Raw genomic sequence first — 21,242 nt, forward strand, 5'->3', positions numbered from 1 at the left:
GAAGCTGCGGCTTCTTTGTGCCAAGTTTGGGCTTAATTTGCAGACGGTGCTGCAAGCCATTTCGCCATCTCAGCGGACAAACTATGGCGTTGTAGTTTGAGAAATTCAATTGTTCAGGGCGGACTAAGTATTCCAGTACCAAGCCCGCCTGAGGAATTCCCTGACACACTCAACGATTACAGGCGGTTTGTTGAATCAAACTTCCCGGAGCTTCCAGATTGTTCGCAATGTGTAGATCTTCATCCAATCGCAAGCAAGGTCTATGAAGCTGATCGGGCGTTGGTTGCCATGCGAAAGCGAGATCTGTTTTTTTCACTGCCTCAGTATGAAGGCGAGGCAGGCAAGCTAAAGCTTCAACTGCTCAATTACTTCATTCAGTGCTTTGAATTTCTGGGGCTCAAGGTCCAAGTGGCAGGCAAGAAAAATTTCAGTTTTCATGTAACTGTTTTTGGTCAACAGAAAGAGTTTCATGTATTCATCCTGAAAAAAGAGCCCTCGGTTGTTAGAAGACTTCAGTTCAAAGAAAAAAAGAGAATGACTTTTTGTTTTTCTTGGACTTCAGATCATGAATACATCAAACCTGGCTCAAAGTATTATGAGTTTGAAGAGCTTAGTTCTTCATGTGTAAAAAATGTCATCATTAATTTGGCCATCAAGCGCGAGGAAGATTACAGAGACTCTGTTTTTTCCATTTATGAGAGTCGCGTTGAAAGACGCAAAACCGCCATCAAACAAAAGGTCGAAAGAGAACGCCGGTCTGCTGAAATAAAGCGCAAAGCCCATGAAGAGCTAATAGCTCACAGAGTTCAGATCATGGACTTGGCTTTGAATGATATGAACAAGGCTGATCTGATTCGCTCACTGATCAACACGGTTCAGGAAAAGGCCAAAGAATCCGATCAGCAAGTTGAGGGTCTGAGTCACTGGGTTGGCTGGGCACAGCATCACGCCAATATGATCGATCTGAGGCACAGAAGCATTAAAGGAATCTCAGCTTGGATAAATGGCTTCAAATTTAAAAGCTAGAGAAGGTTTCCTAATGTGACCTGCCCCTGCCAGCGTAAATTTTCTTGACGCTCGAGAGGCTGTTTGAGCAGATCGCTTTGCGCAATCCTCGGCTACATAGAGCGGCCTAGGTCCTCTTTCTGAAGCAGTTTGATGGCAATAAACCATCGCAGGAGATGTCTCCGAACCAGCTAAAGGTTCCTACACAGCCTTCATCATTGACTGCCCAACACCACCCAAATAGTCGATTGCCAACTTTGTAGGCCGCAGGTACTTGGTGCCCTTGTTTTCGCCAATAAAGAACTGCTCTATCAGTCCCAGGTCCACTAGCAGGTGAATGTTTTCACGAACAGTAGCCACTGAGCCTATGGGTTGGATTTCGGTCAACCCACTCTCACTTGAAGGACGCAAATTCAAGTGATCTAAAGCGATCAACTCTAAAAGTCTCATCGCGGCTGCGTCCAGCTCAAATGCCGCATGCGATTGCCGTTCATCCCGTAACTTGATCAAATTCAAGTAGAAAAGATAGCCTGATTTTGATGTGTTGGATGTCATGGGCAGTGATTTCATGATTGTTTAAATGTTCTTATTTTTTACATTTAACAGTTGAAATTCTACACATTTATACATCGGCCATCAATAATCTAACAGGATTGGCCACCCCCCAATCAGCGTGACCTGACATTCGACCCACCCGTTGCTGGACGCTGTGGACCTCGAATTCATCTACCCCCTCCATCCACCTGTCGGTTCAACCCGACACTTCATCACCAGGGGCTGATCACAAACTGGCCTGATCAACCCATCGATCTAATTAACCGGCTTTTTTTCACAACCCACAGGCCAAGTCCAAGTTTGACCCTCACAGCTCATACCAATGGATTCTGGATCTATGTTGACACTTTCCTTTGTAAGCTCCAAATGTAAATGGGGATATGGAACTGGAGCTGATGTATTTGGCCCACCTTTACCTGTCATGGCTGTGGCGGCAATGACCTCACCTTTTTTTACGCTTTGATTTGACTTCACCAAGATGCCATCGACGTGGTAATACATGGCACTAATGCCATCAGGGTGCTTGATAAACACATAAGGTGGCTCAGAATTCACAAAAGTTACGGTGCCGTCAGCTATTGCTTTAACTTTTGTCCCCAAAGGCACATCCAGATCCAAACCAGCATGGATTCCACCTCCAAATGAGGCTGGATACAAGTCTCGAAATTTCATTCCTTTGATAGGCGGTCCTTCAACAATAGTTGAGCAAGCGCAAAGAGTTAAGAAAATGGGGGCAGTGAAGATGTTTTTCATGAAGCAGGCTTTTAGCGATTTCAATTTTGAGAACTTATCACAAAGTCCCGAGATTGCCTCCCAAGTAATCCTCGCATTCCCGCTTGAGCTGTTAGGCACGGTGCGAGCCTGAAAAAAGGTTGGAGCTGCGCTTCTGATACACCCCATCAATGCCAATCACGCTGACGCCAAACGGTCGCACCCAATATGTCTTGGCCAGTGACGAGCCCCAGCAAACTCTCGCTATAATTTGCGGCTCGGCGCTTTAGCTCAGTCGGTTAGAGCGATGGAATCATAATCCACAGGTCCGCGGTTCGAATCCGTGAAGCGCCACCAAAATACCCAACGAAATCAGATGTTTACGGAAACTCACAATGTTCCGCCCACAGCCCGCATGCTCTCACGAGGTGCGGGTTTTTTGTGATGGGTCAATGCTGGTTTTTTCGTACATTAGGCCAATGACATTGCGCCTACTCCTATTGCACAAGTTTGCACCGTCAACTCACCTGCGCCAAGTGCTGATCTGTTGCGGTGGTGCACTGGTCATGGCCAGCTTGGTGGGTTGCGCCCATCAAACACCAAGCGTTGTCAAACATGAGCCCAATGTGGTGCAAGCTGGCCACGTTTGGCAAAGTGCCGACCAAGCTCAGTGGCGCGAAGTGCGCTTTCCGGGAAAGGTCGCCACCCGCTACGCCCTGGTGAAACATGAAGGTCAGGTTTGGCTTCGCGCCGATGCGCAAAGCTCGGCCAGCATGCTCAGGCAAAAGATCGATCCAAACCTTGGGCCGTATTCCCGCATACGTTTTCCGCTGGTCATCGAACAGCCTTTGATGAACGCCGATGTGGCCCGGCAAGACAAGGAAGACTCTCCAGCGCGGGTCATTCTGGCTTTTGACGGCGATCGCAGCGAGTTTTCAGCACGTGAATCCGCCCTCAGCGAGCTCAGCCATTTGATGACCGGTGAGCCCATGCCATACGCCACGCTGATGTATGTGTGGTGCCCCCAAAGAGAGGTGGGCAGCGTGGTGCACAACCCCCGCATCGACCGCATCCGCAAGGTGGTGGTGGCCGGCCCAGGAGACCGGCAAACACGACACTTGATCGAGCGCGACTTCCGGGCCGATTACGAGCGGGCGTTTGGTCGCCCGCCGGGGCGTTTGATCGGTATCGCCATCATGACCGACAGCGACAACACCCAAGGCCGGGCCCGCGCCTTGTACGGGCCGATAGAGGTGTGGTGATCAACCACCGACTCATCTCAAGCCCCAGTTCATTGGTCTGCAACAACCGCCTGCCGTTTGCGCTTGGCCAGGATCCAAGCTGAGTTGAGACCGGTGAGGATCATGATGGGCCACAAAAAGGTGCAGACCATGGCCCAAAAGACTCGGGCGGTCAGCGTCGGACCATTCGGCGGTGTCTCGACCTTTTGGGGCCCCTCGCTGAAAATGTGGCGATAAGAGAATGTCAAGAGACCAAATCCAGCGCCAAACAAGAGGAACACAACGATGTACATGTTCAAGGCAATCTCCCGGGTGAGAACCATCAGGGCCGCCTGAATGGGGGTTTGCCTGAGCTCAGGCGCACATATTAAACCGATGTCAATTTAATTTGACATATGAAAACGTATATAGCCTGTTACACGTGGGGTTTATGCGTTTGCCCATCGCTGACGCATTTCATCCTAGTCGGCTCTTCCCGCGGTCAGGGCCGCTCTGGAAGCGGCAAAACCATCACATGCATTTTGGTCAACCTGGTTTGCAGACTGGCTTCGATCTGGGTCCGATTGTTTTTTGCCGGATTGAACGCCACAGACAAGGCCGCAGGTTGGATTGAAACGCGAACGCTTCCAGGGGTGACGCCCGTTGCCCGGGAAGCCTCCTGCAACAAGCGACGCGCTGTGGCGTCATCCCTGGCGACAGGGCCATCCCAGGCCATGTACATGATGCGTTGCTTCAAGCTCTGGCTGCGCAGCACCAAGCCATGGTCATAAACGGACGCAACCAAGTCATCCTCGCAATGGCCACATGCCATGGCCAGCATCGGCATCAGCAGTGACAACAGAGCCATCCATTTTTTTGCGGCCATGATCAATGACCCTTGGCACTGGTGGGTGGTGCTTGTGTGTTTGCTTTTGCATCGCCATCAATCCAATGGAAGTACGCCAAATATTGCGCAATTTCGTTGGCACTCAAGCCTTGATTGGGCATGGCAATGTTGTTGTATTCCTTCAGCATGGCTTTGGCCACTGGATCGCTGATCAACATTTTTTCAGGCGCTGTCATCCATTGGGTCAACCAGCGGTCTGTGCGCCTTTGTGTCACCCCAGCCAAGTCAGGGCCCAATTTATTGCCTTGGCCAATGGAGTGACAAGCAAAACATTTTGTTTCAAATGCCATTTTTCCCATAGCGGCAAAAGAATCTTTAGGGGAACCACTGGCCTCCATATTGTGATGTTCCAAGTCCACGGGTTTGGGTTGCTGCACCGTAGAGATCAAACCAATGGCGCCTTGCGAGGCATTGGCAAAGTGGTGGTCCACCATGATGTAAGAGCCCGCTTCAGGGATCAGCATCTCAACAATAGCGCTGTTGCTCGAACCCAGCAACACGGTTTGCATTCCACGCATTTGATTATCGGGATTGCCTTCAAACCAAACTCGGTCAAAGATGGTGCCGACCACGTGAAAGCTTGATGTTTTGCTCGGCCCCACATTGAGCACAAACAGGCGAACCCGCTCTCCGGGCTTGGCAGGCAATGGCTTTTTGACCATGCCGTTGTGCACGCCGTTAAAGACGGTGTGGGTTGGTTGCGAAGACTTGAGGCGCTCTGCGTCCAACACATACAGCGGTGCACCTGCCACTTTTTTACCAGCCGGGTCTGGTTTGGCATAAAACTCACTTTGGATGATCAGATATTCGTGATCGACTTTCGTGGGGTAGCCCTCTTTAGGTTCCACGATCACAGCCCCGTACATGCCTGAAGCAATGTGCTCCAAAATCATTGGCGTACCGCAGTGGTACATGAAGATACCTGGGTAGTTCAGGGTGAACTCGAATTCAATGGTTTGTCCTGGCGCGATGGACCGGTATTTATCCTGGGGTGACACCATGGCCGCATGAAAATCCATTGAGTGCATCATCGGTGCGACCACCATGGCCATGTTGGGCAGCGTTTCATCGCTGCGGTTGGTCATGCTGAATTGAATCTTATCCCCCACCCTGGCCCGAATGGCTGGCCCTGGGACTTGATCGCCGAATGTCCAAGCACTGAAGTGAACACCCGGGGCAATCTCAATGACCTTGTGTGTGGTGTCCAACTGCACCCGCTTGATAGGCGCCGGGTCCAGTGGACTCAACTCTGCGCTGTAGCTCAAAGAGTTACCTGCGGCATAGGGGCCGGTGTGTCGCACGGCACTCACTTGGGCCGGTGGCGATTTCAGTTCAATGGCAGACGCTGCATAGGGGTCGCTGACCACGGTGGGCGTCGGCTTGCAAGCCACCATCATCAACAATGCCATCGCCATGAGCGTTCTTTTTAAATGTTGGATATTCATACCGAGGTTGTCCTTAGAGTGAGGTGAACCCATGGTATGGAGATCAAAATGTGTTTGGTTGGCTAAAGTACAAACATGCGCATTTGATTCGCCCATGATTGATGCAGGTCAATCAAACGGGCATGGGGCTTCACACCTTGTTGGCCTTGTCTACATAAATACAACTTTGAAGACCTCAAGAACGATCAGTTTCATGGCGCACAATAGTCCCTGACGTTGCCCCATGGCGAGCCTAGGGCATGATGGCGTCCCCTGGATGCGCCCAACTTTGAAGCCGGGCACCTGGTTTTGATCTCAAGTTTCAAGCCGGGCTGCCGATTTGATGGCGAGAACTCGATTTTTTACCCCAACGTGATGAACCAACCGCCCCAGCACCCATGACGAAAGCCCTGCAAATGAAACACTTGTTCCCCCCCATCGTCGTTTTGGCCTTGGCCTGCACATCGACTTGGGCGCAAGACGACAAGCCTGCCGGTTGTTTGGTGGCGCATTTCAAGGGCATGAGCCTGCGCACCAACGATGCCGCCCAAAGGGCCAAATTGGCCGAAGATTGGCTGCGCAAATTCATTGGCAGTTGCAACAAAGAGCAAATTGCCGCGATCAAATCCAACAGCCCAGACTGGTTGGGCACAGCCCACACGCACGACATCAACATGATCATCGACGCCAGCTTTGAGACCATCGCCAAAAACAACCCGTCGCAAATTGCGGGCTTGTATGAGTCACTGGCCAAAGAGCGCAAATCCACCACGGAGGTCGTCAGCTCAGGGGTGGCCCGCGCGCCTGTGGTGCAAGCCGCGCCCGTCAGTGCCCCACCCATTGGTGCCCTGAACTACGGCAACATTGCCGCACCCGGCAGCACGGTGGGCACGCAAAATAGCTTGGTCAATAACGCCCCCATCAGAGTACCCAGTGACCCGACCAGCGTCACGGCGGCACCCAAGACCAACTGACGCAACCAAAGCCGCTGCAAGTGTGGGGCTGCCCAGCCCTGTCCTCACCGGTCGTTGATGCCTGCGCCCATAATGCATCTCCCTACATGGCAGGTGCTGACCCGATGAAATGGAAAATGTCCGATCGCTCCTTGTTCGCGATCTTGTTGCGATCGCCTTGGTGGATGAGCTTTCTGCTGGTGGCCGCCATTTCACTGGCCTCCTCAGCCCTTTTACCCACCGATTACAAGGTGCTGGGCGCTTTGTGCAGCTTGCCTTTTGCGGTGATCGGTGCCATGGCGGCTTGGCGCCAACGTAGCCTGCTCAGCCCCGCCCAAGCAGATGCAGTGCAAAGCGCCATGGCCGCCATGCATTGGCGCGAGTTTTCACCTCTGCTCAGCCAGGCTTTTGTGCACCAGGGCTACACAGTGACCGCTTTGCCACAGGGCTTGGCCGACTTCAAGTTAACGCGCCAGGGGCAAACCACGCTGGTGTGCGCCAAACGCTGGAAGGCGGCGGCTTGGGGCATGGACACACTGCAAGCCTTGTTGGCTGAGCGCGAGGCCCACGATGCAACGCACCTGATCTGCGTGAGTTTGCAAGCCATGCCCATGCCCTTGAAAAGCTTCGCCAACCAACACCGGGTGACCTGGCTGACAGGACAGAGCCTGTGGACCTGGGTCGCACCCCAGCTCTTATCAACCACGAACCCGCCCAAATGATGACACCCCATACAGAACCCAAAGCTTTGACCCCTGCCGACCGTATCCGTGGTGCTTTGTGGGGCATGCTGGTGGGCGATGCGCTGGCCATGCCGGTGCATTGGTACTACCGCTTGTCCGATTTGCAGCGCGACTTTGGCGAACTGCGCGACTTCCAAGCGCCCAAAGCGCACCACCCCAGCTCCATCATGTCTTTGTCCAGCACGGCGCGCGCCGGTCGCGGCGCACAGTCGGGTGAAGTGGTGGGCGAAGTCATTCTCAAGGGCAAAAAGCACCATTGGGGGCCGCCCAACCGCCATTACCACCAAGGCATGCAAGCGGGCGAGAACACCTTGAACGCCTTGTGCGCCAGGTTGGTGTTGCGCTCCATGACGCAAAGGCTAGGCCACGACACAGAACACTTTCTGTCTGAGTATGTGGCCTTCATGACCACCCCCGACAGCCACAACGACACCTACGCCGAGTCTTACCACCGCGATTTTTTTGCCAACTGGGCAAAGGGCATCCCGCCCAACCGTTGTGCCGGCGCTGAAGGGCACGACACCGCGTCCGTCGGTGGCTTGGTCGGCTTGGCCCCGGTCATCTTGGGCATGGCCGCTCAGCATGGGGTTGAGAAGGCCGTGGCCGCGGCTTTGACGCAAATGCGCTTGACCCATTTGTCGCAACCCCTGGAGGTGTTTGCCACGGCTTATGCCAAATTATTGGCTGGTTTGGTTTTTTCGCCACCGACAGACATGGTCGCTTGGTTGCAAGGCCAAGCCTCGCCACTGGGCAAAGGTTTGAGCGCCTTGTTGGGCAAGGCCCCAGGCAGCCAAGCCAGCGTCGCTTCAGTGGTGGGTGGGATGTACAGCCCCGCTTGTTACATCGAAGACTCATTTCCCAGCGTGATGTATTTGGCCGCGCGCTACCACCAAGACTTTGAAGGCGCACTGATCGCCAACACCAACGCAGGTGGCGACAACTGCCACCGTGGTGCTGTGCTGGGGGCTTTGATGGGCGCTTGGCTGGGCTATGAGGCCATTCCCGCTCGATGGCGCGAAGGTTTGCTGGCTGGCTCTGAAGTGGGGCCAGAGATTGAGCAGTTCATAGACACCTTTTTGTCGCCCCCACAACCCAGAACATCCACATGAGCAAAAGCATTTGTTTCGCACTGGCATGGCTGCTTTGCGTTGGCAGCGCTCAAGCCATTTCCCTCAATGTGCCAAAGGGCTTGATTGACATCGCCGTGGCCAAAAAGTTCCCCAAAGAGAAAGCCACCATCACCCTGGACAAGCCCACGATGGCTTTGAGCAAGGCGCGTCAAAAAGTAGAGTTGTGTGGCACCTGGGCCAGCAAACTGCCCAAAGCCAACGGGGACTTTTGCATCGACACCCAACCCGTGTGGAACAAGGACAAAGGGGATATTGAAATATCCAAAGTCAACATCTTGAAATTGACCACGGCCGATGGCAAAGAGCTGTCTGCCGCGATTGCCAACACCCTCAACGCCACCCTGCTGACCCTGTTGGATGGCACATCCGTTTACCATGTCCCCGACATGATCGGCAAACGCTTGGACAGCATTGAAGTGCAAGACAGCGGCATCCGACTCCAGTTCTAAGCCCTCGGGGGGTGCGCTTGCGGGCCCCACCCGCCCGATTCACGTGTGGGGCTTGACCTGCACGGAGCCCTTCATGCCCGCCTCATAGTGGCCGGGCTCAAAACAAGCCATGCCCCATTCACCCGCCTTGTCAAAGGTGAACATCAAAATAGCCGATTGGCCAGGTTCCACAGAAACAGCGTTGTCGTGGTGGTGGTGCCCCCCTTTGGACTGGCGCATCGCTTTGGCATGCTCGGCCAGTTCTTGAGCTTGGCCCACCACCAACTCGTGCTTGACTTTGCCGGTGTTGATAACAATCAAGCGCAACACCTCGCCTTGTTGCGCTTGCCAGGTGCCCGGGTCGAAACGCATGGTGTCGTTCACCTCAATGACCACATTGCGCACGGCAGTGATACCGGCCGCTGCGGCCACTGGCTGGTTGTCGTGGCCGTGGGCATGGTCATGGCCGTCGCCCGCGTTGTCAGCCCAGTAGGAGGCCGCAAACACCGCGCCAGCGATCACCAAGACACCCGTGGTGCCGGTGTAAATGGCCATGGGTTTGAACCCCATGCGGCTGCGCCACTCTTGGCTGAAGTACAAAGCCAGCAAACTCAAAAAGAAGCCCAGTGGAACCACCCACAAACTGCGCTCGGGCGAATCCGGGAAATGCTGCAAGCCGCCGGTGAAAAAGCCCAGACCGATCGATGCAACGATGCCAAAGCCCAGCAAATCCGCCCAACTTTTGCTGCCGTCATGGGTGGCTTTGAGCTCCATCGCTGCGCCGATCAGATAAAAAATCACACCGATGGCCGCCGTCAACAAAGACCGTTGTTCACTGAACATGCCGTGGTTGACCGCACCCGCAATGAAGCTGATGCCTGCGTATTTGGCCAAGGTGGCGAGGTGCTGGGTTTGGAAATTCATGGGGCTCTCAAGGGATTGGATGTCTTCACTGTATCTTGCTTCACCCGAGGCTCAAAACCAGTGGTGGCTAAACACCACGGTCGCAATGGGCGTATCCAAACGCCCTGCCCAGGCTGGCACAAGCCCTCAAAAAACAGCGTGATCGCCCAGCTCCGTGGCTGGCCCGCCGCTGACCAATGCTTGATAGTGTTGCCACAGGGTGTCACTGCCGGTCGATGGTGTGGCGTCGGCATCGTAGCGACCGGTTTTATCGTCCCACACCAGCATAGATTCGGTGGCGTAATAGCGCCCAATGCGGGCCAGCTCGGCCTTGTCGGCCAAGTTGGATGACAGCTTGCCCAACACAGACAAGGTGGCGATGATGGCGTCAAGCAAGCCCACAGGCACGCGCTTGAAGCGTGGTGCCTGGCCCATCAACTCAAACAGGTATTGGCCTTGCTGCAACGGGGTGATGGCAGGCCCTGGGCCGCCGATGGGCAAAATGCGCCGGTGCCGCTCTGTCAGCGTCAGGCAATCGGCCAGGTACTGGCCCAGGTCAGCGTCGCTGATGGGTTTGCAGGCGGTCAACTGGCCATCTGCAAACAGCAAAAACGGTTTACCTCGGCGCAAGCGCTCGATTTGTCCCGACAAAGATTTGAAAAACGCCGTGGGTCGGACGATGGAGTAATTGATGCCAGATTCAATCAGGCATTTTTCAAAGGCCAGCTTCGCGTGTTGAAAAGCCAGCAAGGGCTTTTGCACACAAATGGCCGACAGCAACACCATGTGCCCCACGCCTGCGGCTTGGGCTGCGCTCAGCGCATGCACATGGGCTTGGTGGTCAATTGCCCATGCATCGCGGGGCGAGCCCGTGCGAGAGGCCAAACAAGACACCAGCGCGTCAAAATGTTCGCCCCGAAACCCCACTTCCGCCAGCGCTTGGGGGGTGAGCGCATCGACAAAACGCAGCTCGGCACCCGGTAACTTTTGGGGGGTGTCTTTTGGGGCCCAGGCGCCATTCACACCCGATCGATTTCTGACAAGACACACCACCTGATGGCCTTGGGCCACCAATGCAGCCACCGTGGCACGGCCCACGGTGCCGGTTGCGCCCAGCACCAACACCCGCTTGGGTACCCGAAAGGGCTCAACTGCAATGTCGTTTTGGTTGTTGCCCATGACAAACTCAAGCCAAGCAAAGGCAATGGCCCTGCTGTGGTTTATTCGGCCTTGGCCCCAGACTCTTTGACCACTTTGGCCCATTTCACAATTTCAAGTTGCTGGTAACGGGCCAACTCTTCGGGGCTGGAGAGCACGGCTTCAAGCCCCAGTTTTTGCATCCGCTCTTGCACGTCGGGCAAGCGATACACGCGTTGGACCTCGGCGTTCAAGCGGTCGATGATGGGCTTGGGGGTGTTGGCCGGTGCAAACAAAGCAAACCAGGTGGTGGCCTCAAAGCCAGGAACGGTTTCGGCCACGGTCGGGATATCGGGTGCTGCCGATGAGCGCTTGGCGGTGGTAACGGCCAGTGCGCGGATCTTGCCCTCTTTGGCCATGGGCAAGGCCGATGGCATGTTGTCAAACATCAGCTGGATGCTGCCGCCCACCAGGTCAGGAATGGCAAATTGACGCCCCTTGTAGGGGGCATGCGTCATGCTGGTGCCAGTCATGGACTTGAACAATTCGCCCGACACATGCACCGAGGTGCCAATGCCTGGCGAGCCGAAAGACAGCTTGTTGGGGTTGGCCTTCATGTAACTCACCAACTCGGCCACAGACTTCACCGGCAAGTCGTTGTTGACCACCAATAAATTGGGGGCCGAGGCGACCAAGGCAATCGGTGTGAAATGCTTTTGCATGTCATAAGGCATTTTTTCGTAGAGGGCGCCATTGATGGAATGCGTCCCCACCGTCCCCATGACCAAGGTGTATCCGTCCCCCGCAGACTTGGCCACAAAATCCGCACCGATGTTGCCGCCCGCGCCCGGCTTGTTGTCCACCACCACGCTTTGTCCCAGTTGCGCTTTTTCGCTGAACAAACGCGCCAAGATATCGGGCGCACCACCGGTGGGAAAGGTCACCACCAAGCGCAAAGGTTTGTTGGGGTAAACCGCTTGGGCCACGGCCAGACCACTGCCCAAGAGGACAGGGCCACCAAAGGCCATCCACAACACTGCAGCAGAACGAACAAGGCGTTGTAAGTGATTCATGGTTGTCTCCAATGTTTAAGCTCAGGGGTTCCAGGCGGTCAGCGGCTCAACGCAATTTGCGTTGAAACCAAGGCACCACGATTTCAGAAAAAATGCGGCCATCCGACCAGTCCTTGCCGCGCCCGATGTGGCCGCCCTCTGGGTTGACCCAGGCCTCTTTGGGGATACCGGTTTTCAAGACCACGTACAAATCGTCGATCGGCACTTGCGTATCGCGCTCACCATTGACCAACAACTGCGGGGCCGAGGCCTTGCCCAAAGCGCCAATGTCTTTGAGCGACATGCGCGGGCCGTAGCTCAAAAAATCTTCCAAGCTTTCAACGCCATACACCGCGGCCCGGGCAGGGAACAAATCAAACAAATATTCACGCGTGCCCAGGGCCTTGAGTTGCCACTCGCGCTGAAAGTAGCCATGTACGGGGCCTGCCCAATTGACCACTGCCTTCAGCCGCTGAGGCTCTGCATGGGCCATGCGCGCAGCCCAATGGCCACCCCAAGAAACCCCTTGAAAACCAATCAGCGCAGGGTTGATGTCGGTGCGCTTTTGTATTGCGTCGATCACAGTGCTGTACATGCGCTCTGCGCCCACATCAATTTTGATGGGGGCCTCCCCCGTGCCAGGCATGTCCAGGGCAACATAAGCCAAGCCAGCTTTCAAATAATCGGGGCCATATTGTTCAACCACAAACTCCTTGTAACTGTCCAAGCCCCCCACCGACAACACCACCGGTGGTTTGGCAACCCCTTTGGGCCTTTGCAAATAAGCCACGATCTCTTTGCCCTCAAATGGGATGCGCAAAACCTCGATGGGCGGATCAGCCAATTGGGCATAGGCACGAAACGCTTGGGCACCCAAAGCATGGGCACGTTTTTTCTCTGGTGAGTTTTGGGTGGGCCAGGCGCCAAAACCGTAATAGCGCCAAGCCGATAAATACGCCTCGGCTGCTTTGTGCGGTTGGGTTGGCGCCACAGCGGCAGCGGTTTTTGCATGGCGGTCGCCGTTTTGAATCCAAGACAAGGCCCATTCGTTGCGGTCCAACGATTGGATACGCCCCAAAATTTCGGCAACTTCTTTGGCGTCGAACCCCGTCATCGGGTAGCGCTGGGCGTTAACCCGCTCTTGAACCGCTTGTTTCAGCTCAGGCCAGGTGCGCCCAGGTGCAATTTGTGAATGGGCGCAGCCCAGCCATAAGCCGAACAAGCTGGTGACCATGCAACGCAAAAAAACAGCCATGTCTATCCCCAAGAAGAAATCTGCCACGCAGGGGCAGATCAGCAAGCTTTATAGCGCATCCCTGCGCGAGAGACCATGGGGTTTTACCGTGCCAACAAGGCCCTTGGCACACGGTCAGTCACATTTGTTTTGTCCCCACGCTGGCAGCGCGGGTGAACAAGTGGCCGGGCGCAGCGGCCACGCGGGCGCTGCTCAATGGCCAAACTCAATCTGAATGCACAGCTGGTAACCCACACCCCAAACCGATTTGATGGGCGTCTCGGATGGGGTAGGCATGGCTGTTTTGAGCTTTTTGCGCAACCTGGCCACCAACTCCTCCAGCGCATGCTTGCTCATCAAATCATCGGTTTCATCGCTGCCATACAAATCACACATCACACCCGACTCCAGTGTGTTGTTATGGGCTTGCATGAGTGCCACCAATAAAGTTTTTTCGCGGCTGGTCAAACGCAATTTTTCCGACGCATAGGGCGAGCTCAGGGTTCTATCGCGCAAATTCAGCGACCACTCCTGCCCGCCACTGACCTTTTTGATGCGCCGGCCCAAGCTGCGCAACACCAAAACCAACTCCACAGGGGCCACGGGTTTGGTCAAATAAATATCGGCCCCGCCGGTTTCATAGCCAGCCAAGCGGTCGTTGAGGGACACCCGCGCCGTCAAAATCACAATGCCCGCGCCCGGTATGGATTGGCGCAGCCGTTTGCACAAACTCAGCCCGCCTTCACCCGGCAGGTTCAAGTCCAATATGTACAAATCGATCGCCTGGCGGGCCAAAATATCATCCAATGCCGATGCGCTGTTGGCGGCAAACACCACAAAGCCGTGGGCGGTCAAATGGCTCTCAATTTCCTCCCTGAGCAAGCGGTCATCTTCGACCAAAGCAACCGTTAACCTATCTGCAATGCTCATGGCTCAATGTTCCTTTTCAACGGGACAGGCAGGCGAACGGAAAACGTCACTTGTAGCCCCAAAATTTCCACATCAACCTCGCCACCCATGCGTTCGACAGCTGACTTGACCAAACTCAAACCAATGCCCATGCCCGAAATGCCCATGACATTGGGGTGCCGGTAGTAGCGGTTGAACATTTGTTCTGGGTCAGGCAGGTTTTCTACGGCCACTGGGTTGCTGACCGTCAAAACCACCACTGCACCCAAAGAGCTTGTTGCGTTGGGCTCACGTGACAAGCTCACGTTCACTTGGCCATCGGAGGCATATTTGTAGGCATTGCCCAATAAATTTTCAACCACGATCGACACCAATTGCCGATCGGCGTGAAGGCTTGTATCGGCGGAATGGATAAAGTTGAATTTATCTGGCCGGGAATAGTCCATGATCGTTTCTAAAACGATCTGCGTCAGATTTAAATCTTCGAGCACAACCACTTGCCCATGCTCGACCTGGTTGGACTCGGCAACGTGTTCGATCAATGCATCCATTCGGTCTACCGATTGGGCAATGTGCTGCACGGGAGCGTCAGATGAGTCGCCTTGCGCTCGGCTTCTTTTGATCGATTCCAGTGAAAACCGAATGGTGCTCAGTGGGTTCTTCAGTTCATGGGTCAACATATCGATCAAAGATTGGCGCTCTTTGAGTTGCTGCGTTTGGTTATCCGCCTGCAAACGCACCAAGCGCAAGGATTGAACTTCCTCTAACTGCATTAACTTGCTGGATTGGTGCTGGCGTATCACAACCCAAAAAACCAGCATGCTCACCAGGCCACCATTGAGTCGCCAATCTGAAACTGTTGCCAAGGTGGCATCTGACGCGAAACTAGGCGCCCACCCAAATGCCACCATCGACCCATAAATCAAGATCAAGGCAAAGAACGCATAGCCAATGACCAGTATTTTTTGAATGCTGGGTTCAAGACCCTGCACTTTGACCACCCCAAATAGCTGGACAAGTGGATTGATCGAAAAAATCAAGAAGCTTAATTGCAAAGCGTATTGCGCGTTCCACCACCAAAGCATGCCCAAGGAAGCCGCGCCAGCCAACACCAAGGCTCGGACAAGTCCTTCGTACAAGGGTGAGTTCTTGAATTGCATCAGCGCCGACCAGCCCAAGATGACCATCGTGCACACGCGCAGCAGCTGGAAGGTTTGCCCCCATTTGTTCAAAATATCAGGGTCCACGTCAGCAAATACTCTCGCCAGCACCCCGGTATTTGAAAAAGTAAACGCCACGGAAGCCAATTGAAAAACGACATAGGCTTGCATCAACCGGGACGAGTCAACCGTTAAAAACAAAACACCCAATAGCAGCAAAGACACAGACAATGACAACGCCACGCTGATGCGCACGATGCGATCGATCACATTTTTTTGCAGGTCTTTTTGACCCAGGACATCCAATTGAATCCAGCGAAATCCATCGGTGTTGATTTTGAAATACACAGTGAAGGCTTGGTTGGAATCCAGGGGTGGGGTAAAGCAGAAAAGGTCATCTCTACAGATATCTGTTTTTTTGCTCTTCAGGTCCCCTTGTTGCTCAGCCACCCACCGCCCGTCTAGCTGCTGATACATCCATACATGGTCTAAATAATGTGGGCCCACCCGAACAACCAACGGGAGTTCGCCATCCACCACGTTGTGGTCTGACTGATCCGGTTGTTGGGTGACCCGAATCCAGGTGTCTCCCCGCAAAAAGCCCAAGCGCAAAGACTTGTCAAAAGGCTTGAAGGATTTGTGCTGAGCCTCCTGAATGTCCAGGCCCGCCGTTTCATCGTGAAAATAGGCCAGCTCAGGCTCATTCCCGCCAGCTTGGGCACACGGCCAAACAAACCCTAAAAGCAACCAGCAAATAAAAATAACGCGCCGCATATAGCCCCTGATGATGGCATTGTTTTCCGCACAATGATTGACCTGCCCTGACAACAGTGCGCATTGATCGGGTACTTGAGAGACATTGTGAGTCCTGGGTGGGTATTGGGATTTGCCTTTTCGCATGCCTTGGCCATGGTCTACATTAAGCGCGTGACCCCCCACCGCGCTAGAACATGCTTTATCAGCGAATCCACACCGGCTTAAAGCCCCCATCCAGGGCCGGCAGGCCGAGCGCATTGGCGCTGCGCTGGTGCGGCCGCCTGGGCTTGGGCCTGCTGATGTTGCTGTGTTTATCGGGTTGTAGCGAAAAGCCATTCACCTGGCCATGGTCGGATGAAGCAGCCGTGGCCCCTGCGAACACGCCGCCCGTGGCGCAATCGGGTGAAAGTCCCATGTTGCTGTTGAGCGCCGACAATTGGCCCATGACGGCGCCGGTATTTCGCCAAGTCAAACGGGATTTTTACGACTGCAAAGGGCTGGTCGGCGACTGGTTTGAAACTTTGCTGCTGGCCGAGATGAATTTTTTGGCCAACGAATCAGGTCTCAAAAACCTGACTTCAGCGGTTTGCCTGGTTCAAATTGACCGACAACTCAAGCCCAATGAAGGTCGCTTTGTGGTCCACTTTTATGCCAACGCCACTGAGTTGAGCGAATGCGCCATGAAGCACCGCTGCCAATTGGCGCGCAACGTCAGCCTGGTGCTGAAAAACCAAGCGGTCTATCGGTCTTATTTTTTGTCCGATTTTGAGCGCGAAAAGTACCACCAGCACTGCATCACGCCCGATGGCAAATGGCACCCCAAAACCACTTGCTATGACTTGACGTAATGCCTGAGCGCTGGCCGAGTCAAAGGGGCACGGCCAACATGGTGTCGATGCCAAAAGAATCGACCACCACGTCCATGGATTTGATGCGCCAGTTTTCGCCGGATGGTCGCAAAACGGCACGGTAGCGCGCCACCATGTACAAGCGACTCACCCCCTCTTCGCTGGACTGGTAGACCACCAAATTGGCACGCGCTTGAACCATTGATTCGGACAAAGGCTGGCACTGCACATTGGTCACTTGGCGCAACAAGCGGTCTCTGCGGTAGGTCAACACACCCTTGGCCAACATCGCCACACGGTCACGAACCATGCCGTGGCTGTAACAACCCATGATGGGCAAAGGCAGCCCCAAGTCTTGATTTTCCCGCGACAACACACGGTAAGCGCAATCTTCGGGCTCGAACAGGTCCGTCCAGGCTTCGAATTGCTCCGCATCCAGCAACTCAGCATAAATATTGAAAAAGGAACGAATGGACTCCAGGTGCGCACTCATGAAGATTTCCCCTCAGCCTGGGCCCCACCCAATCCCATGATGCGGTGGTAAAAGCTCCAAAAACCGCGAATGGATATTTCTTGCGACAAATAGTCGGTGTCTTGAACCGGCCCCACCCCACCCATTTCCAACACCTCATGCCCACCCGGTCGGCGATGGCGAATGCCTTGTTGCACCAAGCGCAATGCCTCGCCATCTTCCAAAGAGATGTAGCCCGAAGGACCAATGAAGTTGGCAGTCAGCATTTTGTCGTGGGTTTGCTCGGGTGTGTCTGATTCAAAGCCCAAATACGTGATGTGCAACTCCACCTCATCCGGGCCTTTGGGCCGCAGGTGGCGGATGGCGTAGGTGTTGTCCACCTGGGCAATGATCAAGGTCGGAAAAATAGACAAGATGGTGGTTTTGTAACCGTCCCCCAAATCCAAGGGCACATGGATCAAGGCGGGGTCGGCCATCTTCATGTCGGGGTTGAATTTACCGGTGCCTTCATAGGCCTGGGCCACCAAGGCCTGGTTGTCTTTGTCGGTGGCACTGAGTATGGAATGGTTCCAGGTGTTTTTCAAATCGGCATCGACTTTGATCCCGCCTTGCATCGTGGGTTGTTGCAAACCAAACGACACTTGGAACTGGTGCAGCAAAGAGCCATGGTAGGGGTCGCGAACATTTTCGTTGTAAAGCTTCCAATTGCCAGGTATCCGCTGACGCAAATAGCCCAACACTTTGGGCTTGCGCTGAACCAATAAACGTTCAATTTGGGACAGCGAATGGGGGCCTAAAAAAGTTTTTAAATCAGGGGGTGTGGCGTGAAAGCTGCCAAAAATCAAACCCCCATGAGATTGGACTTGCAGCACATTCAGGCCATGGTCAGATTTTTGAAAAGATGCGGGCATGCCGCCCTTGCCCTTCATGCCCTTGAGCAAAGGCACACCCGTGAGTTCGCCTTTGAGGGAGTAACTCCACAGGTGATAAGGACAGGTCAAGCTTTGAGCACGGCCCCGCACAGTGGTGACCAATTGAGCCCCTCGGTGCGCACATGAATTTTCAAAGGCGTGAAAGCTGTGGTCTTCAGAGCGGGTCACCACCACCTGAGTGTCGCCAATCCAATTGGTGACAAAGCTGCCAACCTCTGGCAACTCGACCTCATGGCACAAATAGTTCCACACGGGTCCGCGAAAGATGCGCTCGTTTTCCAATTGGTAAATGTCCGCGTCCGTGAACACGGCGTAGGGCACGCGAGAAAAGTCTGACGTGGGCCAAGCAGTCGGGTCTTGGGCCATACCTTTGTCCATGGGGAACTCCTGGGTTTTTCACGCCATCGTGCGCAATCTCTTTCGTTTATAACACGCATGTTCGTGCATTTGAGTGGCCGTGACACTGCCTGGATGCAGGCGCAAAAACAGGGCCATGCACACATCCATGCCAACGCCTTGCTGCGCTTGAAAATGTTCTAGGCGCTGGTGCTCAACCCATCTTGCAAGATTCGCAATTTAGGCGACAATACGCTGCAAGAACTATTTGCAGAGTTGGGGCTCAAAACCCGACCTGCATCAACAACAACAAAAGCAATGCGCAAACAATATGGCCCTGGCAGGCCACATCAGATAAGGCAACACAATGGCCGCCAGCGTCATTGCTCAAGAGTCTCTGCATTCGCGCTTTTGCTGCCAATCAAATGTTTGCCTGAGGTCAACTGTGCTGTTTGACCACTGTGCCGAATGCCAACGCTGTTGCACCATTGACGATGGGCACCCCCCGCTGGAGGTCAGCCTGACCCGGGTTGAAAAAAAGAAATTGGGCAGTGTTTGCATTGAAAGAAGTTGCGAACATTTGGGCGATCTAGGCTGCACCATGGGCGATGACAAACCATTTGCTTGCAGTCTCTACCCGCTTTCTTTCGACCCTGTGCGCAGACAGTTCTTGTACGACACCGACTGCCCGCTGATGCCCACCTACGTCAAACAACTCAAGCAGCCCGACAGTGACGCCCAGGCCCACTTCTCCATGGTCCAAAACGCCATCTTCAAGTTGGAAAAAAAAGACCCCGCTTTTTTGCAGCAAAATTTCACCATCGATGTGGATTACTTCGACTTGAAAAAGTTACCGCACCCCCCCCTGCCCAAGGAATCTCGCAAATGATTGTTTCGCCCTTGAGAGTCATTGAATCGGCCAACCAAGCCGATGATGTTCAGCACATTGGATACCAAAGCTGGACCCCTGACAACCTCTGCATCTTGAGCGAGCACAACGACATCACTTACTACACCTCCCGTTGGGATGCTCTGTGTCCCTACATCGATGTGACCGAAGAGATGCTGGCCAACGCACCCAAACCCTTCATTGTGTATGCGCTGCCCCCTGAAGGACCGTATGGCGTCCCCATCAACGACCAATATGGCTTGGTCGATACCTTCTCTAAAGACTTCTGGGAAGAGCCCCGCAGAGCCAGAAAATTCAGCGAGTACGACAAGCAGTACAAAACATTCGACATCTCTGAAGAGGTGATCCCAGGCGCCAACATCACCGTTGACGACATGTTTGAAATGGGCGGTGAACACTTCGCCAATTGCTACATCGATGACTTGGAAATCGAGGGCTTTGTGGACTACATCCGCAAACTCGATGTTTTGATCATCAAGGTCCACGACCCTTTGGGTGAACTGGTGTTGACTGATGTATCCATTATGCTGCCCGAGTACGACCAGTTGTATGGCAGTTTTTGTCAATGGAACCGGGCTTTCAAAAACCGTTCCCCTGGGATGTTTGCTTGTTTGCTCGCCAGCCGCTGGGCCGCCAAAAATGGCTTGCGTTATTACAACTTGGGCCCCGTGGGTGACTACGGATACAAATCCTTGTTTGTCACTGACCACGAGCCCATTTACGCGCTGGCCCTGACCGACCCCGATCATCCCTTGGCGCTGGACACCACATCGCCACTGCACACTGACTTCACACCACAGGTGTGGAACCAAATTTACCGATCAACCCCGTCGATCAAAAAAGCCAAGGCCATGGCCTGACGGGGGGCAAGCTCAAACAGTTGCAGGTCTCAGACCCCTGAAGGCTGGCCAATAGCCCTGCTTCATGGGTGCGGCATTTAAAAAACGTGCTTTTCGCCAAAGCTGTGGTCGTAGTCCATCATCAATTCTTCACCCGTTTTGATGCGGCGCAAGGCCTCGAAAACACCGCTCTTTTTCATGCGCAAATTGGGGCTTTTTGAGTGATTGAGATAGAAAGCCATGTCCATGGTGTTGAGCCCCATGGTTGAAACCCGCACCTCATCTTTGTGGTGATAACAAAAGATATTGATTTGCTGGCGCACGCTTTTGGGCAGCTCGGCGATTTCTTTGCGGGTGAACTTGACCTCCTTGGGCAGCGACATGGTTTGCAACGGATGCGTTCCCTTGGGAATGGCCCGTATGGCAAATACACCGATCCCATGCACCGGTGAAATACCCAAGCGGCAATAAACCGCTTGTTCCAAATGTTTAAAGAGCTTTTTTTTCAAGGCTGACATGCAAGGGCTTCCGGTGAGAGGGGTAGGCATTCTGGCACCAATCAAGCGCCCCGTTCAAGATGATTTTGATCGGTCGATCCTGCGCACATCAGATCTCACGCATGGAAAACGCCCGCTTTTGGTGCGAGCTGTTCGCCCATCAAAAACATTGGGCGAGATG

Annotated in this window: 24 protein-coding genes and 1 tRNA gene; 10 read left to right on the forward strand and 15 right to left on the reverse strand. The window is 54.1% G+C overall.

The features are described 5' to 3' along the window. Positions 1-96: 96 nt before the first annotated feature. The gene (locus AC8GFZ_RS14875) at positions 97-1,026 is read left to right on the forward strand and encodes a hypothetical protein (protein WP_506645698.1); all 930 of its coding nucleotides are present in this window, start codon (positions 97-99) and stop codon (positions 1,024-1,026) included. Between the two features lie 180 nt (positions 1,027-1,206). On the opposite strand, the gene AC8GFZ_RS14880 is transcribed toward AC8GFZ_RS14875, so the two are convergent. After that, positions 1,207-1,575, reverse strand: coding sequence for a hypothetical protein (locus AC8GFZ_RS14880; RefSeq protein ID WP_506645699.1), 369 nt, complete (start codon positions 1,573-1,575; stop codon positions 1,207-1,209). A 240-nt stretch (positions 1,576-1,815) separates the two neighbouring features. Next, entirely contained in the window at positions 1,816-2,313 is a 498-nt protein-coding gene (locus AC8GFZ_RS14885) for a M23 family metallopeptidase (protein WP_506645700.1), read from the reverse strand. A 238-nt stretch (positions 2,314-2,551) separates the two neighbouring features. Between AC8GFZ_RS14885 and AC8GFZ_RS14890 the strand changes: the two genes are divergently transcribed. Then, a tRNA-Met gene (locus tag AC8GFZ_RS14890) sits at positions 2,552-2,628 on the forward strand. Positions 2,629-2,837: 209 nt separating this feature from the next. Continuing rightward, positions 2,838-3,533 (forward strand): DUF3047 domain-containing protein, encoded by a 696-nt coding sequence (locus AC8GFZ_RS14895; RefSeq protein WP_506645701.1) that lies wholly within the window; start codon positions 2,838-2,840, stop codon positions 3,531-3,533. A 29-nt stretch (positions 3,534-3,562) separates the two neighbouring features. Here AC8GFZ_RS14895 and AC8GFZ_RS14900 read toward each other — a convergent pair whose 3' ends face one another. The 3 genes from AC8GFZ_RS14900 to AC8GFZ_RS14910 all read right to left on the reverse strand — a co-directional run bounded on the left by AC8GFZ_RS14900 (position 3,563) and on the right by AC8GFZ_RS14910 (position 5,843). Further along, entirely contained in the window at positions 3,563-3,811 is a 249-nt protein-coding gene (locus AC8GFZ_RS14900) for a hypothetical protein (RefSeq protein ID WP_506645702.1), read from the reverse strand. Between the two features lie 182 nt (positions 3,812-3,993). After that, complete coding sequence (locus AC8GFZ_RS14905) at positions 3,994-4,377, reverse strand: hypothetical protein (RefSeq protein WP_506645703.1); 384 nt, start codon at positions 4,375-4,377, stop codon at positions 3,994-3,996. A 2-nt stretch (positions 4,378-4,379) separates the two neighbouring features. Beyond that, the gene (locus tag AC8GFZ_RS14910; RefSeq protein ID WP_506645704.1) at positions 4,380-5,843 is read right to left on the reverse strand and encodes a multicopper oxidase domain-containing protein; all 1,464 of its coding nucleotides are present in this window, start codon (positions 5,841-5,843) and stop codon (positions 4,380-4,382) included. Between the two features lie 377 nt (positions 5,844-6,220). Between AC8GFZ_RS14910 and AC8GFZ_RS14915 the strand changes: the two genes are divergently transcribed. The 4 genes from AC8GFZ_RS14915 to AC8GFZ_RS14930 all read left to right on the forward strand — a co-directional run bounded on the left by AC8GFZ_RS14915 (position 6,221) and on the right by AC8GFZ_RS14930 (position 9,097). Then, positions 6,221-6,796 carry a hypothetical protein gene (locus tag AC8GFZ_RS14915; protein ID WP_506645705.1) on the forward strand — a complete coding sequence of 192 codons (576 nt, stop codon included), beginning with the start codon at positions 6,221-6,223 and terminating at the stop codon, positions 6,794-6,796. Between the two features lie 116 nt (positions 6,797-6,912). Further along, on the forward strand, positions 6,913-7,497 hold the full coding sequence (locus AC8GFZ_RS14920; RefSeq protein ID WP_506645706.1) for a restriction endonuclease: 585 nt from the start codon (positions 6,913-6,915) through the stop codon (positions 7,495-7,497). Then, entirely contained in the window at positions 7,497-8,627 is a 1,131-nt protein-coding gene (locus tag AC8GFZ_RS14925; protein ID WP_506645707.1) for an ADP-ribosylglycohydrolase family protein, read from the forward strand. Before AC8GFZ_RS14920 ends, AC8GFZ_RS14925 begins: the two co-directional genes overlap by 1 nt. Next, complete coding sequence (locus AC8GFZ_RS14930) at positions 8,624-9,097, forward strand: hypothetical protein (RefSeq protein ID WP_506645708.1); 474 nt, start codon at positions 8,624-8,626, stop codon at positions 9,095-9,097. The genes AC8GFZ_RS14925 and AC8GFZ_RS14930 overlap by 4 nt, the downstream gene beginning before the upstream one ends. A 39-nt stretch (positions 9,098-9,136) precedes the next feature. Here the strand turns inward: AC8GFZ_RS14930 and AC8GFZ_RS14935 are convergent, their stop codons facing one another. From AC8GFZ_RS14935 to AC8GFZ_RS14965, 7 genes are all read right to left on the reverse strand, one after another. Beyond that, positions 9,137-10,000, reverse strand: a complete 864-nt coding sequence (locus AC8GFZ_RS14935) for a cupredoxin domain-containing protein (protein WP_506645709.1) — start codon at positions 9,998-10,000, stop codon at positions 9,137-9,139. A gap of 126 nt (positions 10,001-10,126) precedes the next feature. Next, entirely contained in the window at positions 10,127-11,158 is a 1,032-nt protein-coding gene (locus AC8GFZ_RS14940; protein WP_506645710.1) for an NAD(P)H-binding protein, read from the reverse strand. Between the two features lie 41 nt (positions 11,159-11,199). Continuing rightward, a complete protein-coding gene (locus AC8GFZ_RS14945; protein ID WP_506645865.1) occupies positions 11,200-12,144 on the reverse strand; it encodes a Bug family tripartite tricarboxylate transporter substrate binding protein in 945 nt (314 codons plus the stop codon). A gap of 91 nt (positions 12,145-12,235) precedes the next feature. Further along, positions 12,236-13,423 carry an alpha/beta fold hydrolase gene (locus tag AC8GFZ_RS14950; protein ID WP_506645711.1) on the reverse strand — a complete coding sequence of 396 codons (1,188 nt, stop codon included), beginning with the start codon at positions 13,421-13,423 and terminating at the stop codon, positions 12,236-12,238. Positions 13,424-13,615: 192 nt separating this feature from the next. After that, positions 13,616-14,332: a response regulator transcription factor gene (locus AC8GFZ_RS14955; RefSeq protein ID WP_506645712.1), complete on the reverse strand. Its 717-nt coding sequence runs from the start codon at positions 14,330-14,332 to the stop codon at positions 13,616-13,618. Continuing rightward, positions 14,329-16,485 carry a sensor histidine kinase gene (locus AC8GFZ_RS14960; RefSeq protein WP_506645866.1) on the reverse strand — a complete coding sequence of 719 codons (2,157 nt, stop codon included), beginning with the start codon at positions 16,483-16,485 and terminating at the stop codon, positions 14,329-14,331. Before AC8GFZ_RS14960 ends, AC8GFZ_RS14955 begins: the two co-directional genes overlap by 4 nt. Beyond that, entirely contained in the window at positions 16,430-16,672 is a 243-nt protein-coding gene (locus tag AC8GFZ_RS14965) for a hypothetical protein (RefSeq protein ID WP_506645872.1), read from the reverse strand. Before AC8GFZ_RS14965 ends, AC8GFZ_RS14960 begins: the two co-directional genes overlap by 56 nt. Here AC8GFZ_RS14965 and AC8GFZ_RS14970 point away from each other — a divergent pair. Next, positions 16,593-17,075, forward strand: a complete 483-nt coding sequence (locus AC8GFZ_RS14970) for a hypothetical protein (protein WP_506645713.1) — start codon at positions 16,593-16,595, stop codon at positions 17,073-17,075. The two genes, AC8GFZ_RS14965 and AC8GFZ_RS14970, sit on opposite strands and share 80 nt — an antisense overlap. Positions 17,076-17,094: 19 nt before the next feature. On the opposite strand, the gene AC8GFZ_RS14975 is transcribed toward AC8GFZ_RS14970, so the two are convergent. Both AC8GFZ_RS14975 and AC8GFZ_RS14980 read right to left on the reverse strand, forming a co-directional pair. Next, positions 17,095-17,568 (reverse strand): aromatic-ring-hydroxylating dioxygenase subunit beta, encoded by a 474-nt coding sequence (locus AC8GFZ_RS14975; RefSeq protein ID WP_506645714.1) that lies wholly within the window; start codon positions 17,566-17,568, stop codon positions 17,095-17,097. Beyond that, complete coding sequence (locus AC8GFZ_RS14980; protein ID WP_506645715.1) at positions 17,565-18,857, reverse strand: aromatic ring-hydroxylating oxygenase subunit alpha; 1,293 nt, start codon at positions 18,855-18,857, stop codon at positions 17,565-17,567. Before AC8GFZ_RS14980 ends, AC8GFZ_RS14975 begins: the two co-directional genes overlap by 4 nt. Before the next feature lie 559 nt (positions 18,858-19,416). Here AC8GFZ_RS14980 and AC8GFZ_RS14985 point away from each other — a divergent pair. Together AC8GFZ_RS14985 and AC8GFZ_RS14990 are read left to right on the forward strand one after the other, a co-directional pair. Next, entirely contained in the window at positions 19,417-19,704 is a 288-nt protein-coding gene (locus AC8GFZ_RS14985; protein ID WP_506645716.1) for a hypothetical protein, read from the forward strand. Further along, entirely contained in the window at positions 19,701-20,585 is an 885-nt protein-coding gene (locus AC8GFZ_RS14990; protein ID WP_506645717.1) for a hypothetical protein, read from the forward strand. The genes AC8GFZ_RS14985 and AC8GFZ_RS14990 overlap by 4 nt, the downstream gene beginning before the upstream one ends. A 77-nt stretch (positions 20,586-20,662) precedes the next feature. Here AC8GFZ_RS14990 and AC8GFZ_RS14995 read toward each other — a convergent pair whose 3' ends face one another. Further along, on the reverse strand, positions 20,663-21,082 hold the full coding sequence (locus tag AC8GFZ_RS14995) for an SET domain-containing protein-lysine N-methyltransferase (protein WP_506645718.1): 420 nt from the start codon (positions 21,080-21,082) through the stop codon (positions 20,663-20,665). Positions 21,083-21,242: the final 160 nt, after the last annotated feature.

It is taken from the genome of Limnohabitans rimovensis (SeqCode) (assembly GCF_965234775.1).
In the GTDB taxonomy this organism is placed as follows: domain Bacteria; phylum Pseudomonadota; class Gammaproteobacteria; order Burkholderiales; family Burkholderiaceae_C; genus Limnohabitans; species Limnohabitans rimovensis.

Coding starts and splice junctions, on each gene's coding strand:
- AC8GFZ_RS14965 (WP_506645872.1), bottom strand. CDS start 16,672: ATGGGCCAATTGTCGGCGCTCAACAGCAACATGGGACTTTCACCCGAT.
- AC8GFZ_RS14960 (WP_506645866.1), bottom strand. CDS start 16,485: ATGCGCTCGGCCTGCCGGCCCTGGATGGGGGCTTTAAGCCGGTGTGGA.
- AC8GFZ_RS14925 (WP_506645707.1), top strand. CDS start 7,497: ATGACACCCCATACAGAACCCAAAGCTTTGACCCCTGCCGACCGTATC.
- AC8GFZ_RS14920 (WP_506645706.1), top strand. CDS start 6,913: ATGTCCGATCGCTCCTTGTTCGCGATCTTGTTGCGATCGCCTTGGTGG.
- AC8GFZ_RS14880 (WP_506645699.1), bottom strand. CDS start 1,575: ATGAAATCACTGCCCATGACATCCAACACATCAAAATCAGGCTATCTT.
- AC8GFZ_RS14980 (WP_506645715.1), bottom strand. CDS start 18,857: ATGGACAAAGGTATGGCCCAAGACCCGACTGCTTGGCCCACGTCAGAC.
- AC8GFZ_RS14990 (WP_506645717.1), top strand. CDS start 19,701: ATGATTGTTTCGCCCTTGAGAGTCATTGAATCGGCCAACCAAGCCGAT.
- AC8GFZ_RS14975 (WP_506645714.1), bottom strand. CDS start 17,568: ATGAGTGCGCACCTGGAGTCCATTCGTTCCTTTTTCAATATTTATGCT.
- AC8GFZ_RS14915 (WP_506645705.1), top strand. CDS start 6,221: ATGACGAAAGCCCTGCAAATGAAACACTTGTTCCCCCCCATCGTCGTT.
- AC8GFZ_RS14935 (WP_506645709.1), bottom strand. CDS start 10,000: ATGAATTTCCAAACCCAGCACCTCGCCACCTTGGCCAAATACGCAGGC.
- AC8GFZ_RS14995 (WP_506645718.1), bottom strand. CDS start 21,082: ATGTCAGCCTTGAAAAAAAAGCTCTTTAAACATTTGGAACAAGCGGTT.
- AC8GFZ_RS14930 (WP_506645708.1), top strand. CDS start 8,624: ATGAGCAAAAGCATTTGTTTCGCACTGGCATGGCTGCTTTGCGTTGGC.
- AC8GFZ_RS14895 (WP_506645701.1), top strand. CDS start 2,838: ATGGCCAGCTTGGTGGGTTGCGCCCATCAAACACCAAGCGTTGTCAAA.
- AC8GFZ_RS14910 (WP_506645704.1), bottom strand. CDS start 5,843: ATGAATATCCAACATTTAAAAAGAACGCTCATGGCGATGGCATTGTTG.
- AC8GFZ_RS14985 (WP_506645716.1), top strand. CDS start 19,417: ATGGGCGATGACAAACCATTTGCTTGCAGTCTCTACCCGCTTTCTTTC.
- AC8GFZ_RS14885 (WP_506645700.1), bottom strand. CDS start 2,313: ATGAAAAACATCTTCACTGCCCCCATTTTCTTAACTCTTTGCGCTTGC.
- AC8GFZ_RS14945 (WP_506645865.1), bottom strand. CDS start 12,144: ATGGCCTTTGGTGGCCCTGTCCTCTTGGGCAGTGGTCTGGCCGTGGCC.
- AC8GFZ_RS14955 (WP_506645712.1), bottom strand. CDS start 14,332: ATGAGCATTGCAGATAGGTTAACGGTTGCTTTGGTCGAAGATGACCGC.
- AC8GFZ_RS14905 (WP_506645703.1), bottom strand. CDS start 4,377: ATGGCCGCAAAAAAATGGATGGCTCTGTTGTCACTGCTGATGCCGATG.
- AC8GFZ_RS14950 (WP_506645711.1), bottom strand. CDS start 13,423: ATGGCTGTTTTTTTGCGTTGCATGGTCACCAGCTTGTTCGGCTTATGG.
- AC8GFZ_RS14940 (WP_506645710.1), bottom strand. CDS start 11,158: ATGGGCAACAACCAAAACGACATTGCAGTTGAGCCCTTTCGGGTACCC.